This window comes from Salirhabdus sp. Marseille-P4669, assembly GCF_900240405.1.
Taxonomy (GTDB): Bacteria; Bacillota; Bacilli; order Bacillales; family Alkalibacillaceae; genus OEQK01.
Genome location: NZ_OEQK01000006.1, coordinates 77,060 through 99,246, shown reverse-complemented (window position 1 = coordinate 99,246; position 22,187 = coordinate 77,060). Strand labels below are relative to the sequence as shown.

General features: G+C 36.8%; 18 protein-coding genes. 5 read left to right on the top strand and 13 right to left on the bottom strand.

Going from position 1 to position 22,187, the window contains the following annotated elements; all coding sequences use genetic code 11:
* Positions 1 to 292 precede the first annotated feature (292 nt).
* The 5 genes from C1A05_RS12480 to C1A05_RS12460 all read right to left on the bottom strand — a co-directional run bounded on the left by C1A05_RS12480 (position 293) and on the right by C1A05_RS12460 (position 6,984).
* Entirely contained in the window at positions 293 to 1,516 is a 1,224-nt protein-coding gene (locus C1A05_RS12480; RefSeq protein ID WP_102028571.1) for a M24 family metallopeptidase, read from the bottom strand.
* 466 nt (positions 1,517 to 1,982) lie between these two features.
* Entirely contained in the window at positions 1,983 to 3,419 is a 1,437-nt protein-coding gene (locus C1A05_RS12475) for an aldehyde dehydrogenase family protein (RefSeq protein WP_102028570.1), read from the bottom strand.
* Positions 3,420 to 3,436: 17 nt separating this feature from the next.
* Positions 3,437 to 4,513, bottom strand: a complete 1,077-nt coding sequence (locus C1A05_RS12470) for a homoserine dehydrogenase (protein WP_102028569.1) — start codon at positions 4,511 to 4,513, stop codon at positions 3,437 to 3,439.
* The gene (locus C1A05_RS12465) at positions 4,503 to 5,750 is read right to left on the bottom strand and encodes a M20 metallopeptidase family protein (protein ID WP_234998513.1); all 1,248 of its coding nucleotides are present in this window, start codon (positions 5,748 to 5,750) and stop codon (positions 4,503 to 4,505) included. The genes C1A05_RS12470 and C1A05_RS12465 overlap by 11 nt, the downstream gene beginning before the upstream one ends.
* A 37-nt stretch (positions 5,751 to 5,787) precedes the next feature.
* Positions 5,788 to 6,984: a cystathionine gamma-synthase family protein gene (locus tag C1A05_RS12460; RefSeq protein ID WP_373419478.1), complete on the bottom strand. Its 1,197-nt coding sequence runs from the start codon at positions 6,982 to 6,984 to the stop codon at positions 5,788 to 5,790.
* A 201-nt stretch (positions 6,985 to 7,185) separates the two neighbouring features.
* Between C1A05_RS12460 and C1A05_RS12455 the strand changes: the two genes are divergently transcribed.
* Complete coding sequence (locus C1A05_RS12455; protein WP_102028566.1) at positions 7,186 to 8,871, top strand: PucR family transcriptional regulator; 1,686 nt, start codon at positions 7,186 to 7,188, stop codon at positions 8,869 to 8,871.
* 313 nt (positions 8,872 to 9,184) lie between these two features.
* Complete coding sequence (locus C1A05_RS18055; RefSeq protein WP_159462068.1) at positions 9,185 to 9,340, top strand: hypothetical protein; 156 nt, start codon at positions 9,185 to 9,187, stop codon at positions 9,338 to 9,340.
* Positions 9,341 to 9,520: 180 nt separating this feature from the next.
* On the opposite strand, the gene C1A05_RS12445 is transcribed toward C1A05_RS18055, so the two are convergent.
* Together C1A05_RS12445 and C1A05_RS12440 are read right to left on the bottom strand one after the other, a co-directional pair.
* Positions 9,521 to 10,282, bottom strand: coding sequence for a hypothetical protein (locus C1A05_RS12445; protein WP_234998512.1), 762 nt, complete (start codon positions 10,280 to 10,282; stop codon positions 9,521 to 9,523).
* Positions 10,269 to 10,787 (bottom strand): RNA polymerase sigma factor, encoded by a 519-nt coding sequence (locus C1A05_RS12440; RefSeq protein WP_102028564.1) that lies wholly within the window; start codon positions 10,785 to 10,787, stop codon positions 10,269 to 10,271. Before C1A05_RS12440 ends, C1A05_RS12445 begins: the two co-directional genes overlap by 14 nt.
* Before the next feature lie 329 nt (positions 10,788 to 11,116).
* On the opposite strand from C1A05_RS12440, the gene C1A05_RS12435 reads away from it, so the two are divergent.
* Positions 11,117 to 12,835 carry a Yip1 family protein gene (locus C1A05_RS12435; RefSeq protein ID WP_102028563.1) on the top strand — a complete coding sequence of 573 codons (1,719 nt, stop codon included), beginning with the start codon at positions 11,117 to 11,119 and terminating at the stop codon, positions 12,833 to 12,835.
* 90 nt (positions 12,836 to 12,925) lie between these two features.
* On the opposite strand, the gene C1A05_RS12430 is transcribed toward C1A05_RS12435, so the two are convergent.
* On the bottom strand, positions 12,926 to 13,432 hold the full coding sequence (locus C1A05_RS12430) for a GNAT family N-acetyltransferase (RefSeq protein ID WP_102028562.1): 507 nt from the start codon (positions 13,430 to 13,432) through the stop codon (positions 12,926 to 12,928).
* A 138-nt stretch (positions 13,433 to 13,570) separates the two neighbouring features.
* Here C1A05_RS12430 and C1A05_RS12425 point away from each other — a divergent pair, with 138 nt between their 5' ends.
* The gene (locus C1A05_RS12425) at positions 13,571 to 15,640 is read left to right on the top strand and encodes a sensor domain-containing protein (RefSeq protein WP_102028561.1); all 2,070 of its coding nucleotides are present in this window, start codon (positions 13,571 to 13,573) and stop codon (positions 15,638 to 15,640) included.
* 289 nt (positions 15,641 to 15,929) lie between these two features.
* Here the strand turns inward: C1A05_RS12425 and C1A05_RS12420 are convergent, their stop codons facing one another.
* From C1A05_RS12420 to C1A05_RS12400, 5 genes are all read right to left on the bottom strand, one after another.
* Entirely contained in the window at positions 15,930 to 16,754 is an 825-nt protein-coding gene (locus C1A05_RS12420) for a metal ABC transporter permease (RefSeq protein WP_102028560.1), read from the bottom strand.
* 13 nt (positions 16,755 to 16,767) lie between these two features.
* Positions 16,768 to 17,523, bottom strand: a complete 756-nt coding sequence (locus C1A05_RS12415) for a metal ABC transporter ATP-binding protein (RefSeq protein WP_102028559.1) — start codon at positions 17,521 to 17,523, stop codon at positions 16,768 to 16,770.
* Between the two features lie 4 nt (positions 17,524 to 17,527).
* A complete protein-coding gene (locus C1A05_RS12410) occupies positions 17,528 to 18,556 on the bottom strand; it encodes a metal ABC transporter solute-binding protein, Zn/Mn family (protein ID WP_102028558.1) in 1,029 nt (342 codons plus the stop codon).
* A gap of 318 nt (positions 18,557 to 18,874) precedes the next feature.
* The gene (locus C1A05_RS12405) at positions 18,875 to 19,210 is read right to left on the bottom strand and encodes a spore coat protein (protein ID WP_373419479.1); all 336 of its coding nucleotides are present in this window, start codon (positions 19,208 to 19,210) and stop codon (positions 18,875 to 18,877) included.
* Positions 19,211 to 19,272: 62 nt separating this feature from the next.
* Positions 19,273 to 19,545, bottom strand: a complete 273-nt coding sequence (locus tag C1A05_RS12400; RefSeq protein ID WP_102028557.1) for a hypothetical protein — start codon at positions 19,543 to 19,545, stop codon at positions 19,273 to 19,275.
* A gap of 228 nt (positions 19,546 to 19,773) precedes the next feature.
* Here C1A05_RS12400 and C1A05_RS12395 point away from each other — a divergent pair, with 228 nt between their 5' ends.
* Positions 19,774 to 22,173, top strand: a complete 2,400-nt coding sequence (locus C1A05_RS12395) for a 3-hydroxyacyl-CoA dehydrogenase/enoyl-CoA hydratase family protein (RefSeq protein WP_102028556.1) — start codon at positions 19,774 to 19,776, stop codon at positions 22,171 to 22,173.
* Positions 22,174 to 22,187 lie beyond the last annotated feature (14 nt).

Here is a 22,187-nt window from a genome sequence, read left to right as displayed (position 1 = left end):
TATACTCTTAGATTCGATACCTTACTAGATACTAGATTATCTAGAAAATATGCATCTATTCTCTCATAGATTAGACATAAAAATAGGTTGAAATGCTGCTTTTCATTTTTTCTATGTTTTTAAAAGGAGAGATCTTTAGATAAAATGGTTTCGTCAAATATATATTATCTTGCTGTTTAGTATAAGTAAGTTGATGAAAAAAGTGACGTAATTCCATTGTGTGGAGGAATTGGAAGTGAGCAAATGATAAGCCGAAAGTGGAATTTCCGCCTCCATTTTCGGCTTGATAGATTTATTTATCTTTTGGTAAAGTACTTGTTCCGTTGACATACAGTTTAGGTGCGCTTTTTTTAATGAATAAATTCCTTGGGAAATTTGCTAATGTTTCACATCCATGCTCCGTAACGCAAATGGCTTCACTTATTTCCACACCGTATTGATCGAACCATAGACCAGGGATAATGTGTAATGTCATATTTGGTTGAATCACAGTCTTATCACCATGTCGAATACTAATTGTATGTTCTCCCCAATCTGGAGGATAGCTTAATCCAACAGAATAACCAAGCCGAGAAGGTTTATGGTATCCATACTTTGCAATAGAAGTCTGCCATACTGCTTCAATTTCTTCAGCTGTTACACCTGGCTTAATAAATGCTAGTGTATTATTTAATCCTTCTATGACAACTTTAGCAGTATCAATCATTTTATCATTAGGTTCTCCAATTACCATTGTTCGGGCTAACGGTGAATGATATCGTTTGTAGCATCCAGCTAACTCAAAAATAACCGGATCGTTAGCATTATATTGATCATCTGTCCAAGTGAAATGAGGAGCAGATGTTTTTCTTCCTGAAGGCATCATTGGCACAATAGCCGGATAGTCACCACCGAACTCTGGGGTTCCACTAATTTGTGCAAAATAAATATTTGCTGCAACGTCACATTCTCTTATACCTATATCTGTTATGTCATATGCCTTTTGCATAGCTAGCTCTGCAAGTTTACCTGCCTTTTTCATATATTCAATTTCCTGAGGAGATTTAATATTACGGACCCAGTTTACTAATTGACCTGCGTCTTTAAAGGTTGCGTTTGGTAATGCTTGCACGAGTTTTTGGTAGGAAAGAGCACTTGAAAAATGGGTTTCCATTTCTACTCCAATGACTCGATTCCCTTGACCAATTTCCGTTAAAATATTAGCAACAAATTCCATTGGATGTTTGCTATCCGATTGAATGTAATCATCAGGATAAGCGATGATATTTAAATCATTCATCCAGGTTGAGATTTTTGCGCTGTTTGCATCCATTTCTCTACCTATCCATATTGGTTGCTCTTCATCAATAATGACGACAAGCAATTGATGAACATAAAAGCTCCAAGCATCGTATCCGCTTAAATAATTCATGTTTGAAGGGTTAACGAGTAATAGTACTTCAAGTCCTTGTTCATTCATTTTTTGTTTTGTTTTCGTTACTCTTTCTTTATATTCTTCTAGAGCAAACACGTTCACTTCACATCCTTTCGCGAGAGGTGAATATAATTTGGTTTATTAGTTGAGTTGTAGAAGGATAGATTGAATCATGTATCACTAGGTTCACTTCAGCACTTTTTTCGTCTTTAAGATTGTAGGTAATGATAAAAAATCTGAAATAGTAAATGGCATACGCCACGGAAATTGACTCCGCTTTCCGCAGGAGCCTCCGTGTATTTATGTTAATAGGGTTTTCGGATTCAAATACTATTGCTATGTGCCCGGTTTTTACAAATTTTCTGGTATTCGGGATCCTAGACAATCCTATGTGCCCGATTTTAGCTCATTCACCGGATTCCGAGTTCATAAACAACCCCAATCAATCAAATGTCGACCAACACAGCGCTTTTAAGCACTCAACATCAATTAGTTGAGGGAGAACAGTACGTCGGTTATTATATCAACCGAAATAATTGCCAATTGCCATGATCTAACATCAAAAATATCATTTAAGGTTAAAGCATACTACCTTGGGCTCTGTCATTTCTTGTATGGTAAATTGTATGCCTTCGCGTCCGAGTCCTGAATTTTTTACTCCACCAAAAGGCATGGCGTCCATCCGGTAATCACTACTGTCATTAATCATAATTCCGCCTACATTTAGCTTATGAATAGCCTTATGCGCGTGTTCGATATTTTTCGTGAAAATTCCAGCTTGTAAACCATAATCTACATTATTTGCAGCAGCAATTGCCTCATCTAGGTTTTCTACAGCGTACAGTGTAACAACTGGACCAAAAATCTCTTCATACGCTAATCGACAGTTTTCTGGTACTTTTTCTAAAACGGTAGGTTCATAGAATGCGCCGTTCCGTTTACCACCACATAGAAGTTCTGCACCATTTTCAATTGCTTCCTCAACCCAACTTTCTACTCGGATTGCTTCTTTTTCGGTTATAAGGGGGCCCATATCAGTAGAAGGAGATAGCTTATTGCCAATCTTATAGTCATTTGTTCGAGCCACAAATTGGGTTTTAAACCGTTCATAAATCTCTTTTTCTATATAAATCCGTTGTACACCAATACAATTTTGACCTGCGGCGGAAAAGGAACCTGAAACAGTTGACTCCACTGCTAAATCTATATTCGCATCCTTTAGTACAATAGTAGGGGAGTTCGATCCTAATTCCATACCTAGCTTTTTAATTCCAGCTTTTCTTGCAAGCTTTCGTCCTGTTTCTACTCCACCTGTGAAGGAAATCATACGTATAGCTTCATGAGCTGCGAGCACACTTCCAATTTCACTTCCTCGCCCTGTCACAACGCTCAATATTTTTTTGGGAAGACCCGCTTTCTCCAATACACTAGCTAGTTTTAACGCACTTAAAGGTGTAGTAGTAGCGGGCTTTACAATAATCGCATTGCCGCTGGCGATTGCTGGACCAACTTTATGTGCTACTAAATTAAGAGGATCGTTAAACGGTGTGATGGCCGCAATTAAACCGATTGGAAAACGATAATAGTAGCCTATACGTTTTTCACTTCCAGGACGTTGATCGAAGGCAAGTGTTTCTCCGCTTATACGTCGTGCTTCTTCCGCACTAATTGTTAATGTTTCAATTGCCCGTTTTACTTCATTTGTTGCCTCTTTAATGGTTTTACTACCTTCTCTAGCGATTGTGATCGCAAATTCTTCTTTTTCCTCATCTAGTATACGTGCAGCTTTTTGTAAAATACTCATCCGCACATGAACCGATAAGCTGGCTGCTATTTCTGCACCCGTCTTACCTTCTTCGATTGCGTGGAGAACATCTTCTTTTGTTGCCTTAGGGACACTTGCGATGATTTCGTTGTTTTGCGGGTCAATTACTTCAATATGCTCTTTACTCGTTATCCATTCGCCGCCTACACACATTTTTACCTGTTCGACTGAGGTCTTCATTTTAAACACTCCCTTCTCTATGTGGTCACATTTAAAGCGCTATTTTGTTTTGCATGAATAACGTTTCGGTCAATATTAATAATGTCGATGAGTAAGGCAAAGCCTGTTTCCATAATCCCAGCCCCAGCACCAAGTAACGTAATAGGACCTGATAAATCGCATTCATACGTGATGGCATTTGTAGCACCGCTTACACCAGCTAATGGGTCAGAAAGATCGAGCTTTTCTGGTTGAACCGATGCAACAACATGATCGCCACTCTTTTTAATTTTTCCTAGCATTTTATAACGTTTGTTCGCAAGCTTTGCTTCTTCTATATCCTGAAGCGTAAGGTGGGTGATTCCTTTACAAATAACATCTTCCTTTTTTAATGGTACTCCCATTAGGACATTTGCTAATATAACAACTTTGTACAATGCATCATAGCCTTCCACATCACTGGTCGGGTCTGCTTCGGCATATCCTAGTTGTTGAGCCTGCTTTAAGGCTTCTTCATAGGAGATTCCTTTTTCCATCTCCGTTAGAATGAAGTTCGTCGTCCCGTTTAAGATGCCTTTGATTTCCGTTATCTCATTTCCTGTAAGTGACACTAAAGGCATACGTAAAGCGGGAGTCCCACTCATAACGGTGCCTTCAAAGCCCCAAGCAACTCCAGCCTCCTTTGCTAGTTCGGAGAGTTCATGATAAGCAACAGCAACAGGACCTTTATTACTCATGACAACGTTTTTGCCGTTTTGAAATGCTGCTCGACAATGATCAATCGCTGGTTGACCAGTATGAACATCTGTATACGTAATTTCAATAATGGTATCTGCGTTTGTATGTTCAATGGTTGTTAAGCTATCCCATCCTCTTATGAGCCCATCTACTTCGGGATAATCTTCTAATTGTCCTGTTGTTTGCATAACCTTTGCAACTTTCTCTATATCCAATCCGTCTGGGTGATGAATGGATCCTTTTATCAAATCACAAATAGAAACTACCTCGATTTCTAAGCCTAGTGAGCGTTTTAGATTTTCCTTTTTTGTGCGTAAAATTTCCATTAAACCTTGGCCGACTCCGCCAAATCCAATAAAAGCTACTTTATGTGCCATGCATGTCAGCTCCTTTCTCTTCTTTTTCAAGGGATAATGTATAGTTGCCGTTTAAGTATCGCGTAACAGTTTCTGCCATTATCGCAGCTCCATACACAAGTGCTTCCTCATTTACATCAAACTGTGGCATGTGTAATCCCCCGTTTTCCCGTTCGTCTACTTTTGCACCAAGAAAGAACATAGCCCCTGGAACTTTTTCAAGCATATGGCTAAAATCCTCTCCCCCTAATCCATAAGGACCAATATTTATTTTGAAATTTGGTAATAGATCCGATATGGTCTCCGTCAACCAATAGATTACTACCGGATGATTGTATAACACAGGTTCACCCTGATTAATCTCAAGCTTATATTCTCCACCTAAGACTGAGATTAGATGACATGTATTCCTTAATTCTTCCTGTAGTTTAATACGAATGTCTGGGTTATAGCTTCGAATTGTACCTTGTAGTGTTACTTCGTTTGGAATTACATTAAAGGAGGGTGTCGTTTCTACATGTGTCACACTAAGGACGGATGGTTCTAAAGGAGAAATTTTACGTGCTACAATACCTTGAATGGCTTGAAGTAGGTTTCCTAACATCCAAATGGGGTCTGTTGCTAGATGAGGATACGCTGCATGCCCACCAGATGCTTGAATAGTTGCTTTAAACGTATCAACGCTTGCCATACTATATCCGCTATTGACTAAAACTTCACCAACTGGTTGCTCAGGATTGACGTGAAGTGCAAGTGCAACATCCACATCGTTTAAGACACCTGCTTGGATAAGGTGTGGCGATCCTGTTAATCCAGAAACATCTATATCCTCTTCTGCAGGTTGAAAGATAAATTTTATCGTGCCTGAAAGTTCCTTTTTTCTCATTTTCTCAGCAAGCAATGTGGCAGTTCCGAGTAAGATGGAAGTATGAGCGTCATGCCCACATGCATGCATAACCCCGTTGTTTTTCGATGTATAATTTGTATGGTTTTCTTCTGTTATTGGTAGCGCATCTATATCCGCTCGGACGGCGATTGTTGGACCGTTTCCAGAGGACAATATTCCAATCACACCAGTTGGTAAGCCTACACGCTCTACTCCAGTTAACACTATCATGCCTTTTATAGCCTGTAATTTTTTCACAAGAAATGCAGTAGTCTCAAATTCTTTAAAACTTAACTCTGGATATTGGTGCAATTGTCGTCTTGATCGAATGAGTTCTTTTTTTATCTCTATGGCCTGTTCTAAAAAGGACACTTCATCCCTCACCCCCTTTGACGTCGAGTAAATTACATTACGCCTTAACCGTTATATAAGAAAATGCTTGCTCTAGGTCGGCTATCAAATCATCTGCATCTTCAATCCCTGCTGAATATCTAATGAGCCCCTCGGAGATTCCCATTGCTTTTCTTTCTTCAGGTGTATTTTCAACATGACTTGTCGTTCTTGGTGGTCCTACAGTTGTTTCTACAGCTCCTAAGTTTGCTGCTCTATGTGCATATGTTAGTTTTGGTAGGAATTCTTTTACGGCATCGACTCCACCTGTTAAGGTAAAGCTCAACATCCCGCCAAAACCTCTCATTTGTTTTTTTGCAATGTCATGACCTTCATTACTCACAAGGCCAGGATAATAGACATTGGAAACCTCCGGATGTTGTTCTAAATACGTTGCAACCTTCAATGCATTTTCATTTTGCTTTTGTACTCTTAAATCTAACGTCTTCATCCCACGCAACAGTAAATATGCGCTCATTGGCTGTAATGTTGCCCCATTTATTTCTCTATAATGAAACACTTGGTTAACCAATTCTTCACTACCACAAACAACTCCACCTAATGCGTCTGCGTGTCCCCCTAAGTATTTGGTTGCGCTATGGATAACAAGGTCAGCACCTAGTTGTAATGGATTTTGATTGATTGGAGTTGCGAACGTGTTATCCACAACTACGAGGGCTCCAACCTCCTTTGCTTTTTTGATCATTCGTACTAAATCTACTACTTTTAACGTTGGGTTTGTCGGTGTTTCTAAATAAAGAAATTTGCAGCCTTTCTCAACTTCTCGTTCTAATGCTTCATGATCAGTTGTATCGCATAATTCTACATCAACATGAAGCTTCGGTAAGAACTCTAAAAATATTTTATTGGTTCCACCATACGTATCTTTAATGGTTACAATACGATCTCCTGGTTGGAGGAAGGTATATAACGTATTGCTTATTGCTGCCATTCCAGTTGAAAAACTAACACATTTTTCCGCATCTTCTAATGCTTTTACTTTTTCTTCAAATGATTGTACAGTCGGATTTGACATTCTTCCATAGATGTGTCCTTTTTCTTTTCCTAATGCAACATCTAACCAATGATCTAAATCCTCGTACCCATAACCAACACTAAATACGGTAGGTACTTGCGTTGCTCCATGAGATAAAAATTCTTTTTCACCAGACCATACTGTTTTTGTTGCTTTTGTCACTTCCTGATTTTTTGACAACAACATCGACCTCCTCGTTTTGTTTAAGTAGGCATCATTCCACACGCTTTTTCGTATGGTTACCTTATAAGGTTTATACTATGGTAAAATTAATTTATTGAATATTCGTAAAAATGTATGAAATTTTTCTCAAGTCTTTAAACAGTTTTTAATTGTTTGTTTGAAAAATTCCAATGGACCAGGATTGGAGGGGGTTCTTACTTGAGGTTAACGATGAAAGAGGTAGTGGAATTACCATTGATTCGGGAAGGAAAACTGGTTACGAGTGTAGATTGTTTGAGTGAATCAATTGTGGAATGGGTTTCCGTAATGGAAACTCCTGTAGAAAACTTTGTGCGGAAAAATGAGTTTGTATTAAGTACAGGTATTGGATGTAGTCATGACGAAAACGTATTTTGTCAATTTGTGGAGGAAGTTATTGCTTCCGAAGCAGCAGGTCTAGCGATGGCAATTGGACGTTACATACATGAAATTCCACATACGGTAAAAAGATTGGCAGAGAATCACCAATTTCCAATTATTGTTTTGCCTTGGGAGGTACGATTTGCTGATGTGGTACAGGTTGTCATGCAAGCATTAAAACGAGAAGAAGAGCGCATCTTAAAAAGAAACGAAAAGATTCAACAAGAGCTCCTCCATGTTATTTTACAAAATGGGGACCTATTTGATATCGCAGATTACCTTTATCAGACAATCGAGAAGCCAATTATTATAACCGATATGAGGGGGCGAATAAAGGGAAAGAGTAAAAAAGCAGAAAAGCTTACTCATACCTGGAATGACTACTTAAAATCTGTCGACTATGATCCGTTTTATTCCGTGTATGATGGCGTTTCCCTAACGGCTGCTTCCAATGCACAAGTTATCCATAGCAAGGAAAATAGCATGATGCAATTTTTAGTACATTCGGCTAGTGAAGTACAAGGATTTTTACTTGTAGATGATTTTAATCAAGAGAAATTAGAAAGCTTAGAAGGGGAGAAGACCATCCAGCTGTTGGAGCATGGGGTTACAGCAATTGCTTTGAGCTTTTTAAAAGAAAATTCAATTGTAGAGACCGAAATGAAATTGCGAGATGATTTTGTCTGGAGTTTAGCAAAAGAAAAGCTTACCTCATGGGATGAAATGCTTTCCCGAGCTAAAACATTAAACTATCAAATAAATTTGCCCTTTGTTTGTTTAATTGGATGTCCAGAAAATTTACGAGAAATTTTTCATAAGAAATCAATTGGGACGTCCTTTGAACAATGGACCCAAACGATTACACGAAGAATAGAGGATGAAATCTATTATTCCGGAAAGGCATTGGATGCACATCTTCTATTCACCTTTCAACGAGATCATTTTATCGTCTATTTAGAGGTAAAACATGATAATGTTCGAGAGATGACAGATCAATTCTACTCCCAATTTAGAACTCGACTTCAACAACTCATACCGGATTTAGTAGTATCTTGGGGAATAAGCAAAACAGCAGGATCCCAGATGTTTAACATTAGCTACCAAGAAGCTCAAAAAGCATTAGAGATTGGGAGAAGACAAAAAGGGATTGGCCGTATTCATATGTATTCGGATACGAGATTAGATCGAGCATTGATGGCCTTAACAGAGAGTAACGACTTAAAGGAAATTACAGAGCAAACATTAAGTAGTTTGCTAGAATATGACAAAGAGCGTGGGATTGACTTAGTGCATACCTTTGTAACATATAGTCGGAATAAAGGAAACGTTAGTCAAACTGCCCGGGAACTAAATCTTCATCGACAATCTCTTCTTTATCGCTTAAAAAAAATTGAAAAGCTAACAGACTGTTCCTTAGACAATCCGGATGAAGTATTTTTAATAGAGTTAAGTATTCGCTTATGGATGATTGGAAATATCGGTTAGCTTGTGAAAGGGTTAAGTATTTTCAAAATATATTGATATAATAGATTTACGTTAAAGGGGGAAGGGGTTATTGCAGTTATTATTTTGGTGATCATTGCAATAAGAGTCTATCGAAAAAGAATTCATCCATTTCCTCAAGAGGAAAACATTCTAGTCTCCCATACAAAAGGTGCTAATAACAAAGAGAATGTAAAAAGCAAGGCTACGTTTCGCCGGTTCTTTCGAAAACCAGCAGACCCTGCAAGAAAACTTGTTTTTGAATTTGAAAAGTATGCGTTGAAAAAAAGGTTATGGTAGAAATGGATCAGAAACGGTGGAAGACTGGTTTGCAAGATTATCCTATCCCGTTGCCGATTTAGAGTTATATCAAAAAGTACGATATGGTGGAGCGAAACTTTCTAATGAAGAAATTAAGGAATTGAAGGATGCTCTTCAAGTGATATATGAGAAATGGAAGGAAGAGAAGTAGACTTTGATTCGCATAAAATGGAAAAGTCTTTAATCAAATAAGCAAATTTGTTCATTGGCTATTACACTAGTCATCAAAAAACGAACCCTTTAGCTGGTCACTAAGGGGTTCGTTTTTCGATTTAATGTTTGAATATGAAATTTGGATAAAAAGTTAAGAAGTTGTAACTATCAAGAAATTTCAATAATTAAAATTACGTTGAGAAGAATCTATTTCATTAATTACCTCAAAAATTCTAGAGTAAACATTTTGTAAATTCTTCTCCGTCATTTCATCATTATATAAACCAAATCCCCAGCCTTTTAAGGATTCATCCTCTTGTGACTTAAGAATACCGACTGCGTACTCTTTACCAGGTGCCCATTTCCAATATTTATTAAATTCATTTCCTTCCATGGTAAAAGGAATATGACTATATGCTGATAGAAAGAAGAAAGGAATGGTTGAGTTTACATATATATTTGCATATTTACTTTTGGAGGCTTGCTGAAGATTTTCTTCTGTAATAATCACTGCGTCAAAAGAACTTATTTGCTTCTGAGTCAAATCAGAAAAGGAAATTTCTTCAAATGTCACCTGAGTCTCTTTAACAGTTGGTGCCTGACCAATAACGGCTATCTTTAATGCATTTCCTTTGTATAATTCAAACTCAGGATTTTGGGAACCCTCTTGATTTACTGGGGAGCTTAAATTGCTCGAATCATTATTATTACTAAAAAATATAATAGAAAATAATAGAAGTGCAGCTATTGCTAGAAATGGTGTTGATAGATGTTTTATCATAGTACCTTTTCGTTTGTTTTTTTCAAATCTTTTTGAAAAGTTCATAAGATTATCGTGTATTTTATATTGTTTATTTATATCAAAATCCTTCTCAAAGTTAGGTTCTGGAAGAGATCGTAATTCTTCAATTAAATTAGTAAAACGTTCATTCTCTTTCAAAATCAATTTCCTCCTTTTTTCTCTCCAAAGTCTTTAATGCTCGGTGATATGTAATTCGAACTTTATTTTCATTCCAATTTAAAATAGCAGCTGTTTCTGAAACAGACTGTTCCTTAATAGCTCGAAGGATAATCACATCACGATAATTGGATTTTAAAGATCTTATTGCCTTATATAGTTGTTTATTTTTCTCATTTAATTGAAGTACTTTTTCTGGTGTCATTTCGGACGTTGACTCATGATAACTCAAAAAATTATCTTTGTTCATTCGGAATCTTTTTCTCGCTCTTTTTCTGATTTCATCTCTTCCTACGTTACGTGCAATAGAGAAGAGCCATGTTTTTGGACTAGATTCCCATTGATAGTCATCAAACCCTTTAATAGCACGGATAAATACTTCTTGAACTAAATCTTCTATGTCACCTGATCCTACGTAGTAGAGTAAAAAATGGTATATATCTTTGTTGTATTGAAAAAACCAATCGGATATTTTGTTACTAGACATCTATCTCTCCCCCGTAATTCATTCATTAAATTAGTCGAATGAGATGCTCTATATATTTCACTTTTTTTGAAAAAATTATATTTATCTGCTGTAACATAAATAATAGAAAAGTAGACATTAACGAGTCACTTTAAAAAGTTTGTGACAAAACATCAATGTTTGCAAGCTAACTTAATACGATTAATTAATTTTCCAAAATACCTTCCTGAAAACCCAATATAGGAAACAGTTTTGTATAAGTATGATATAGTCATACAATGGACTTATTTAAATGAAACCTTTTGAAGCCTCAATCGTATTACTACTAACAGACAGAAGGAGATGAAAACATGGGTGGAATATTAACAACAACGATAATTTCATTTATTCTTTATTTTATCGTTAGCCTATTTATTCTTGGAACGAGTAGTCAAAAACGTGCTAACAGTTTGAAAGCAATAATTTATACCTTTGTGATTCTATTTATCATTACAGCTGGTATCGTTTATCTTATTTTACCTGCGATTACAATTCCAAATATGACTGCGTTAAATTTAATCGTAGCATTTTTTGGCGTACTACTTATATATGGTTTAACATCAACGAAGCCATTTTCGAAAGCTAGTCAGAAATTAGATTTTCTTGTAATTGGAATAATTTCAGTTTCCGTAATAGCATTTTTGGCTTTACTTGTACTTGGTATTACGACATTAGATAACTCTTATAATACGATAGCTAAAACAGAAGTAGAGGAAGCGAAGCCTTTAGACAAAGATGCTACCCCTATTGTCGTATCACCAGAATTTGCACGTAACAAAGTGCAAAAAGCGATGAGTGTTGTGCCCAATACACAGTTTTACGATTTAGGGAAGCTACAAGTACAAATGGTTAATGATGAAATTGTTTTCGTAGCACCTGTTGAGTTCTCAGGCTTTTGGAAATATATTCGTGGGAAAGAAACAGCGGGTTACTTTATGATTTCTGCTACGGATATTAATGCACAGCCAAAATTTGTTGAAAGCACCATGCGTTATACAAACTCTAGTTATTTTAATCAGAACATTAAGCGTGTGATTTACAGTGCTTATCCAACTTATATTCAAAGTGGGGAAGCACAGATTGAAGTAGATGAAGAAGGAAAGCCATGGTATGTACAAACGGTTTATAAACCGATTGGCTTAACGAACAAACCAGATATGTCCACTCTTCATGTTGCGGTAGTGGACCCAGTAACAAGTGAGGTAACACTTTACGATGTGGAAAGAGCGCCAGCGTTTGTGGATGGACCAATAAGTTCAGAATTGGCATCTGATGAAAATGAATACTTCGGTAAATATGTTCACGGTTGGTTGAATTCCATCTTCGGTAAAAAGGACGTGAAGATCCCGAATGAATCTGGGACAGAAAGCAATGTAACACCAGTTTTTGATGAAGCTGGCCAAATGCACTATTTTACAGATATGTCATCTCCTAAAGAAAATATAGACTCGGCACTTGGATATACGTTGGTCAATGCACGAACAGGAGAACTGGTCTATTATAATGGAGATAAAAATAACGGGATAATGGACAGTAAGGGTGCGAAGGAAATTGTGAATAAAGAATTTCCGGAGAAAAACTGGACCGGATCCATGCCTATTCTTTACAACATCGACGGAAACCCGACTTGGGTCGTAAATGTGTTGGATCCAAATGGATTATTTAAGCATTATGCCTACATCAAAGCAGCAGATTCTGACTTTGTTGTATTTGGGGATACTGCCAAAGAAACACTTGATAAATATCGTTTAGCATTGGCTCAGGATCCAAGTAATGTAGAATCTACAGGGGAAACTAGCCTTGAGGAACAAAGTGGTGTAGTTGACCGTGTTGTAGTAACGACGCAAAATACAGATCAACTTGTTCAATTTATATTAACTGGGGACAAAACAATCTATACGATTAATGCTTCAAAAGCCCCGTTGTCTATATTTATCCAAGAAGGTGATCGTGTGGAATTAAAAGCAAACATACTTGGAAACGGAACAGCAATTGTAGAGGAACTTTCCATTGAAGGACTAACTGAGTAAAAGTATAAGAACTAGTAATATAAGGATTTAACCCCCTAACATTCTTTAGGGGGTTTGTTTTATTATGGAATCCAATCCTATAAGTTTTCCTTACAGTTTCTTACCTAATATGACATAAGGCTCCTCACCAGGATAAAAAGGCTTTTTAATTTCCTCCCATCCTAATTTTTTATACATTGCTCTTGCGGCTAGGTTATCTATTTGTGTTGTTAATATTGCAGTTTGTGTGGTGACATTCTGGAATAGTGCATCATGTAAATTGGTACCTATCCCTTTTTTGCGCGCTGTTGTCTTTACGCAAAGTTCAACGAATTCAAAACAGTCCTGCAACCAATCTTCCTGTTGTTGTTCGGTTAATGCACTTTCTAGCAAATTCCTGTAATATTGTCCTTTTAAAGAAGTATAGCCATATGCAAATCCCACTACTTCGCTATTCTCATAAGCTACAATTCCTTGAAAACCCTCATACGTCATATGTTTGGTAAGACTTTTACGAAATTCTTGTTTGTCATTAGTTGGAAAGCATTCGACAAAAACCGTTGCAATTGCATCTAAATCTACTAAATTGTTATGGAGTGTTTTGAGCGTTATTCCCATTCCATCACCTTCCACATATAAGATTCTTTTTCCTTAACTATAACAAAATTTTTGTCAGTTTTTATAAATTTTTAGATTTTTTTGATATTTAATGTATAATATATGGTAGAGAAATAGACTTCCTTTAGGAGGAGTTTTATGCAATTAGATAAAACGAATAGTAGCTCTAGTGTAAATGCAAATATTGATGAACACATTGCGAATCAAGTTATTCAAAATATTAATCAAGGGATTATTATAACTGACAATCGAGGGAAGATTACAAAAGCGAATCGTCGGTTTTTAGCCATGGCAGGATATAAAGAAGACCAGCTAATTGGAATGCACTTTTCCAACATCAAGCATCTCCATTATCCTAGAGAATTTTTTAAGGAAATTGTCCGGATTATTCGAGAAAATGGAAAGTGGCAGGGTGAGATTGAGACGAAGGATACGAATGGAAATACGGTTCCTGAGTTTTTATCCATTTATCCTGTTCGTGATGAAGCGGGAACAATTCGCCAATATTTTGGTATTTTCATAGACTTGAAGGAAATGAAGGAAAAAGAAAGAGCGCTGTGGGAAGCGAAAAACCAGTTACAAACAATCCTGGAGTATTCGCCTTTAGGTATGGTGGTTTGTGATAAAGATGGCCATGTGACTATGTGGAACAAACAAGCCGAATTTATTTTAGAATACAGTGCCGATAATACAGTTGGGCAATCGGTACAAAAATTTATTCCTAATTTTTCTTGTCCTTTTAATATGCAGGAATCCAATACTACATATGAATTACAGCATAACGAAATCAAAACCTTTTCTGCAAGTGGGCAGCAAAAAATCCTACAGCTTTCTTGCTCTCCTATCTTTAATCAATATAAAAAGATTAATGGCTTTCAAATCATTTTTAGTGATATGACAGACTATAAGGAAGCGAAGAAGCGAATAGAGTACTTAAAAAACTATGATCAAAGTACTGGTTTATATAATCATGACTATTTTTATCAATACATACATCATTATTTAGTAGAGCATTCCAATCGTAAAAGTGCAATGCTTGTTATGGATTTGGATCGATTTCATATTATGAATAAAAAGTTCGGGAGTCGTTTTGCAGACCATATTATTCTAGAGGCAGGACGAAAGGTTCAAGAAGCGGTTGGTCACAATGGGATAGTTGCACGCTTAAAAGGAGATGAATTTGGCTGTTTTCTCCCGAATTTGGAAAATGAAGAAAAGGTAGTGGATGTTTGCCGAACTATTTTTGCTAGTTTTAATGAACCGATACTTGTAAAAGGACAGCCTGTTCATATTACGTTGTCTATGGGTGTTAGTATTTATCCGAATGATGGGGACCATTATGAGCAGTTATCAATCACAGCAAACATTGCCCTTTCCCGTGCGAAAAAGGAACGGAATGTGTACCAATTATATGATAAATCCATGCATGATGACGGAAGCAATTTCTTTTATGAAAATGAACTTCATCGGGCAATAAAGGGTGAAAAACTCGAGGTTTATTATCAACCCCAGGTAGATTTACAGACGGAGGAACTCTATGGTGTTGAAGCATTATTAAGATGGGAGCATCCAAAAGAGGGATTTATTCCACCAAATGTTTTTATTCCAATTGCAGAGGAAAGTGGCCTCATTTCTCCGTTAACCGAATACGTGGTTCGTCAAGTATGTAAAGATTATATAAAGTGGCAGAAGCGACAAATTCATATTCCAAATGTATCCATTAATTTATCTGCAAACCAATTTTATAATAAAGACTTTGTGGAAAAATTTATTACCATCTTAGACGATTATGAAGTGCCAAAGCATATTGTACATATCGAAATTACAGAAACTGTTGCAATGGATATAAAAAATAGCTTAGAAAACTTAAACAAATTGAAACAGCACGGTATAAAAATTAGCATCGATGATTTTGGTACAGGCTATAGCTCGCTAAAATATTTACAGGAGCTACCGATTGATTTCTTAAAAATTGACAAATCGTTTGTGAAAATGATCGATGAAGGCCAATCTAGTATGGTAGATTTTATTATTCACGTTGCCAAAGCAAGCGGTATGGAAGTGGTTGGGGAAGGAGTAGAAACAGAAGTTGTGAGTCAGTATTTAAAGTCCCATGGCTGTACGATAGGACAAGGATTTTACTACAGCAAACCACTCTCCTCCCAACAATTGATTGAACAACTACAATTACGAGCCAATCTAGCTTAGGAATAAGAGGCAAGTAATTGCAATAGCTTCAATAATTCTTAGTAAAAGCCGCTAATAAAGTGAAGGAAATACACGGAGACTCCTGTGATAAGTAAAGACGATGAGTCCCTGCAAGGCGCGTGTACTTTACGACTAAGATGGCTCAACGCATAGCCTCTGGAAAGATGAGTGTATTTCCGTAGTGTTTGCTAGTGCTCCCTTATCTAGCTCCTATTTAGAATAAAAAAATCCAAACCTATACGTTGAAGTATATCCTGGTTTGGATTTTCTTGTTTACTATACGGTTCTATTATTTCTTTCTTCTAAAAACAAGTGTCAGCCCTAAAATAAGCGCGGCTGCTATTACGATTGTTCCACCAGGTGGAATTTCAAAGTAATACCCACTTATTAAACCAGATAATACCGCTAATTCACCAAACAAGATACTTAAGAATATGGCTTGCTTAAAGCTTTTGGCGATTCGAATACTAGCAGCAACTGGCAAGGTCATTAGAGCAGATACAAGCAATACACCAACGATTCGGATGGATGCTGAGATCGCTAATGCGGTTAATATAATAAACAGCAAATGAATGAATCGGGCATGAATACCGGAAACGTTGGCATACTCTTCATCAAAGGACAATGCAAACAATTCTTTATAAAAGAAAATAATAGCAGCAATAATAAAGATGGCTATTCCAATGATTAGGTATAGATTTTCCCGACTAACGGCAGCAACAGACCCAAATAAATAACCATATAGATCCGTATTAAACCCATCTGCTAGAGAAATAAAGATAACACTTAGGCCAACACCGACGGATAAAATAATCGGTATCGCAATTTCTTGAAAGGATTGATATATGCTTCGTAGGTATTCAATGATAATGGCACCGATGATGGAAAATCCAATTCCTGTATAAAAAGGTGAGAAAGCCAATAGGGCAAACTTTTTCTGCATAAACATCCCAAAGGCAATTCCAGCTAATGTAACGTGCGACAGCCCATCAGCGATTAACGAGAGGCGTCGAACAACGATAAAAGTACCTAACAGTGGAGCAATAATCCCTACAATTAAACCTGTGTAAAAAGTATTCCGTAAAAATTCAAATTGTAAAAAAGTTTCTAACATAGTGTACCTCCACTTAGTGCTGATGCGTTATGGAATGCATCGAATGACCGTAAAAATTAGAGAGCTCTTCATCACTTTTTTGTTGGAAAGTTTTCGGATCTCCGTGATAATGAATCGTCTTGTTTAAACAGAGCAAGTCTGTCACATAGGACGTAATCGTTCCAATGTCGTGTGAAACAAGAAGTAGAGTAATGCCACGCTCTTTATTTAACCTAGAGAGCATGTTATAAAATCTCTCCACATTTTCCGTATCAACCCCTACAGTTGGTTCATCCAAAATAATAAGCTCTGGATCACTAACTAATGATCTAGCAATAAAAACCCTTTGCTGTTGACCACCAGATAAATCCCCGATATTTTGATGAACATAATCTCCCATTCCGACACTGTTTATCGCTGCAATAATTTTTTCCTTATCTTTTTTTGTGAAAAAGCTCAAATAGCCTTTTTTGCTTGTTAATCCCATCGAAACAACTTCGTATACCGTTGCTGGAAATCCCTTATTAAATGTATTCGCCTTTTGGGAAACAAAACTTATTTTATTCCATTTTTTAAACTTCTGAATTGGTGTTCCAAAAAGTTCTATATTTCCTGATTGAATACGTTGAATGCCTAAAAGCAGTCTAATTAGCGTTGTTTTTCCAGAACCGTTTGGACCAACCAGACCGACAAATGCCCCTTCATGTATGTCCATATTGATATTTTTCAAGACAGGTGCTTGGGTGTATTTATAATCTAAATTATGAACTGATAATATAGGAACGGACATCCTATTACCTCCTTCCTAGTGCTTGGTCGATCGTTTGAATATTTTTTCTCATAATCGACAGATAATCTTCACCGGATTTAATTTCCTCATCACTTAATACAGATAAGTTATGAATATACAACGTTTCTAAGTCTAATTCTTTTGCTAATAAGGAAGCAAGCTGATCTTGTTGATTTTGCTCTAAAATGACATATGGAATATTAGAGTGTTGAACTTGCTCCACTAATACGGCTAATTCCTTTTGAGATGGTTCGTTAGATGTAGATAGGCCTCTAATGGATAATTGCTCCATTCCATATTCTTCTTCCCAATACCCAAAAGCTGCGTGTGAAACGAAGATAGTGCGCTTTTCATGTCTATCTACCATTTGTTTAAACTCATCATTCAAATTTTCTAAGTCCGCTTTCAACGATTTAAAATTCGCTGAAAACAAAGAAGCATATTCAGGAAAATGATGTGAAAGCTCGGTCTTGATATGTTCGCTTGCAGTAACCATCCGATTTGGGTCTAACCAAAAATGAGGATCTACATCACCATGTGAATGACCATCGTGACTATCTAACTCATGAGCTTCTTCCTTGTGTTCATGATGATGTGCATCAATTTCCTCCTCATGTGCATTCGATTCATGCTGATGATTATCTCCTTCTAGATTACTAGAGTCTACTTGTTGAAAAACGGCTTCTGCATGATCTAAAGAAACGAGTAGGACATCTTCACTTTTTAAGGAATCTGCAATGCTATCTGCATAAGGTTCCATCAATTCTCCAGTATAAATAAACAAATCACTCTTAGCGACCTCCACAATCTCCTTGGCGGTTGGTTCATAAGAGTGAGCATCAGCACCAGGTGGTAAGATAGATTTTACGTTCAAGGCATCTTCTCCTAATCGAGTCACAATGTACTCTAGAGGATAGGAGGATACGATTATATCTAATGCTTTCTTTTCGGTATTATTGGTATTGCTATTATCATTTATATTACATGCAGAAAGAACAAGCATGGTAATAACGAGTATTATGAATTTCTTCATGATGTTTTTCACCTTTCTAAGCTATTAAATACAACGTGTTAGGAAAACAATAATGCTATTTAATGGTACATCTCGTTTCATTCTTTCGTCTCCAAATTGACAAAACTCATTTTATCGTAATGATTACCGTTTGTAAATAGGAATGATTACGATTTAGAGAAATTTTCCTATTTATATTTTATTTTGCCCATTAGGCTTCCTTTAAAATCAAAACACCAGTGAATTCCTTTGCCACTGGTGTTTCCTATTTTTCTGGTGCTTAAAGACGTTTCATAACTGGGTGCATATCCGTATTTCTATCTGATATGAAAAAGTCGATTATTGTACATAAGGGAATTGGTTTTTATAGCCGGAAAAAGTTTGATAAGACTGTTGCATTTTTTGTTGATCCGCAATTTCAAGCTTATACCAGCCATTACGAAACATAGTTTCATATAGATTACGCTGGCAATCCTGTGTCTCTTTAAAAATGGTTGCTAAGTCTTGATAAATGGTTTGATTACTTACTTCATTTAAAGCAGTGCTATAGGCACTAGTAAAATATTTTTCTGTAGCTAACATGTCCGAAATGAAATCACGCTCATTCATTTCAGGTGTTTCTGCTACTTGGGTTTCTTGATTGGAAATGGTTTGATTCAACTGCATTTGTTGCATTTGCATATTTCGATTCGCATCTTGCTTTAGCTGCTCTTCATTTGTCATCACTTGTCCCTCCATTAATGACTAACTTGTGGGCTAGGGTTTTTGTTTAAATGCTCTAATATTAAATTATAATGTTTTTGATGCATTTGACCTGCTTGATTAAGCGCAGATTTAACATCCTCATTTTGACACTGTTGTGCATAAAAGTGTGCTTTTTTAAGTGCTACTAAGTTCCAAGAAAGCATATCTGCTAAATACATTTGATCTTTAGTGCTAATCATATTAGGTGGACTGGGCATGTTTGTAGAGTTTGGCTGATTATATTGATTATTTTGGGGTTGTGACATGCGATAAACCTCCTTTAAATATGTAATCTTTATTAGATTTCCTAAAAATTAGAAATGTATGCTTTTCTTAAGAGAGAAAGGAGGTAGAAAGAAAAAATTCAGATAAAAAGGATTGCGAAATGTCAGAATATATTTTATAGTTATGTTATAAAGTTAGATAGGGAGCTATCTACATTTTTTTAGGGAATAAAATGAATGAGTATTCATTCAAAAGAAGGGGGAACTGAAATGAAACGACAAATCAAGCGTGCTGCAGTTTTAGGTTCAGGTGTTATGGGTGCTGGAATTGCTGCACATCTTGCAAATGTAGGAATTCCAACATTAATGCTTGATATTGTACCTCGAGAATTAACAGATGATGAAAAGCGAAAAGGGTTAACCTTAGAAGATGCGAAGGTAAGAAACAGAATTAGTGCTACTGCAAAGCAAAAGCTATTGAAACAAAAGCCTTCTCCAATTACGAGTAAAAAAAGTTTGGATTTAATTGAAGTTGGAAATATGGATGACCATATGGAGAAGCTTTCGGATGTAGATTGGATTATTGAAGTTGTTGTAGAACGGTTAGATATTAAAAAAATCGTGTTTGAGCGTGTAGATCAATATCGTAAAAAGGGTTCCATTGTAAGCTCAAATACATCAGGCATATCTATTGAAGCCATGGCAGAAGGACGTTCAGAGGATTTTCAAAAGCATTTCTTAGGAACACACTTCTTTAACCCGCCACGATACTTAAAGCTGTTGGAAGTAATCCCAACTGAGAAAACCGATCCTGAAGTTTTAAGCTTTATGAAAACCTTTGGGGAGGATGTATTAGGTAAAGGGGTGGTAGAGGCTAAAGATACACCAAACTTTATCGCAAACCGAATTGGCACATATGGACTACTTGTTACAGTAAGAGAAATGCTGAAAGGCGGCTACAGTGTTGGGGAGGTAGACTCTGTAACTGGTCCATTAATTGGAAGACCAAAAAGTGCAACATTCCGTACGTTAGATGTTGTTGGTCTTGATACATTTGCTCATGTTGCAAAAAACGTATATGACCAAGTGGATGGAGAAGAAAAAGCAGTATTTGAAGTGCCGGACTTCATGCACAGTATGCTAGAAAAAGGCTGGTTAGGTGCTAAGTCAGGCCAAGGATTTTTTGTAAAGAAGAAAGGGGAAAAGGGTAGCGTTATTTATGAACTGAACCCGGAAACCCTTGAGTACCAAGAACGTAAAAAGCTAACAACTGCAGCAACCCAAATGGCGAAGCAAGAAAAAGGCGTTAAACGTAAATTGAAAGCGCTTGTAAATGCAAAAGGTGATCGCGCAGCAGATTTGATTTGGTCCATTTCAAAACCGGCACTAATTTATTCTGCAGAGCTTTTAGGAGAAATCGCTGATGATATTCCTGCTATAGATAATGCGATGAAATGGGGCTTTGGTTGGGAATTAGGTCCATTTGAAATGTGGGATGCAATCGGAGTAAAAACATCTGTGGAACGTATGAAAGAAGAAGAAGTTACGGTGCCAGCTTGGGTGGAAGAAATGCTCGCAAATGGTTATGAAACTTTCTATAAAAAAGATAATGGTGTCGTTTACTACTACGACAATGGAGAGTATAAACAATTACCCAAAAATGTGAAAAATATTAATTTGAAATTACACAAAGAAACAAATGGCGTTATATTTAAAAATTCTGGTGCTAGTTTGCTAGATATTGGGGACGATGTTGCATTGCTAGAATTCCATTCTCAAAGCAATGCAATTGGATTAGATATTATTCAAATGATTAATAAGTCCTTAGAGGAAGTGAAGCAGAATTATAAGGGGCTTGTAATCGGAAACCAAGGAAAGAACTTCTGTGTTGGTGCAAACCTTGGGATGATGCTAATGGAAGCACAGGATTATAACTTTATGGAACTAGGTATGATCGTACAGCAATTCCAACAAGCAATGCTTGCGATTAAATATAGTGAAAAACCTGTTGTTGCAGCACCATTTGGAATGACACTTGGTGGTGGTGCAGAAGTATCCCTTCCGGCTACAGCAATTCAAGCATCTCAGGAAACGTACATGGGACTTGTAGAATTTGGAGTTGGATTAATCCCAGGTGGAGGCGGAAGTAAAGAGCTTTATATAAAACAATTGCAAGGCCTACCTGCTGGTGTTGACCTAGATTTACAAAAAATTGCGAATGATGTATTTGAAAAGGTTGCAATGGCGAAAGTATCTACGTCCGCAGCAGAGGCAAGAGAAAATGGTTTCTTAAACCAGCATGATGCAATTAGTGTAAATCAGGATCATTTAATCTATGATGCAAAACAAAAAGTGTTGGCTTTAGATACGGAAGGCTTTCAACCACGTCAACGTGTGAAGGTACCAGTTGTAGGGGAAGCGGGATATGCAACGATGCTATTAGGAGCAAAGCAGCTTGCTCAAGGTGGGTATGCTTCCGAGCATGATTTGAAAATTGCAGAAAAGCTTGCATTTGTATTAGCAGGTGGTCGTTTGAAAGAAGGAACACTTGTTGATGAAGATTATTTACTAGATTTAGAACGTGAAGCATTCCTTAGCTTAATAGGTGAGCCAAAAACACAAGCAAGAATGCAACACATGCTCGTGAAAGGGAAGCCACTACGTAACTAGTGTCGTAATTTTGA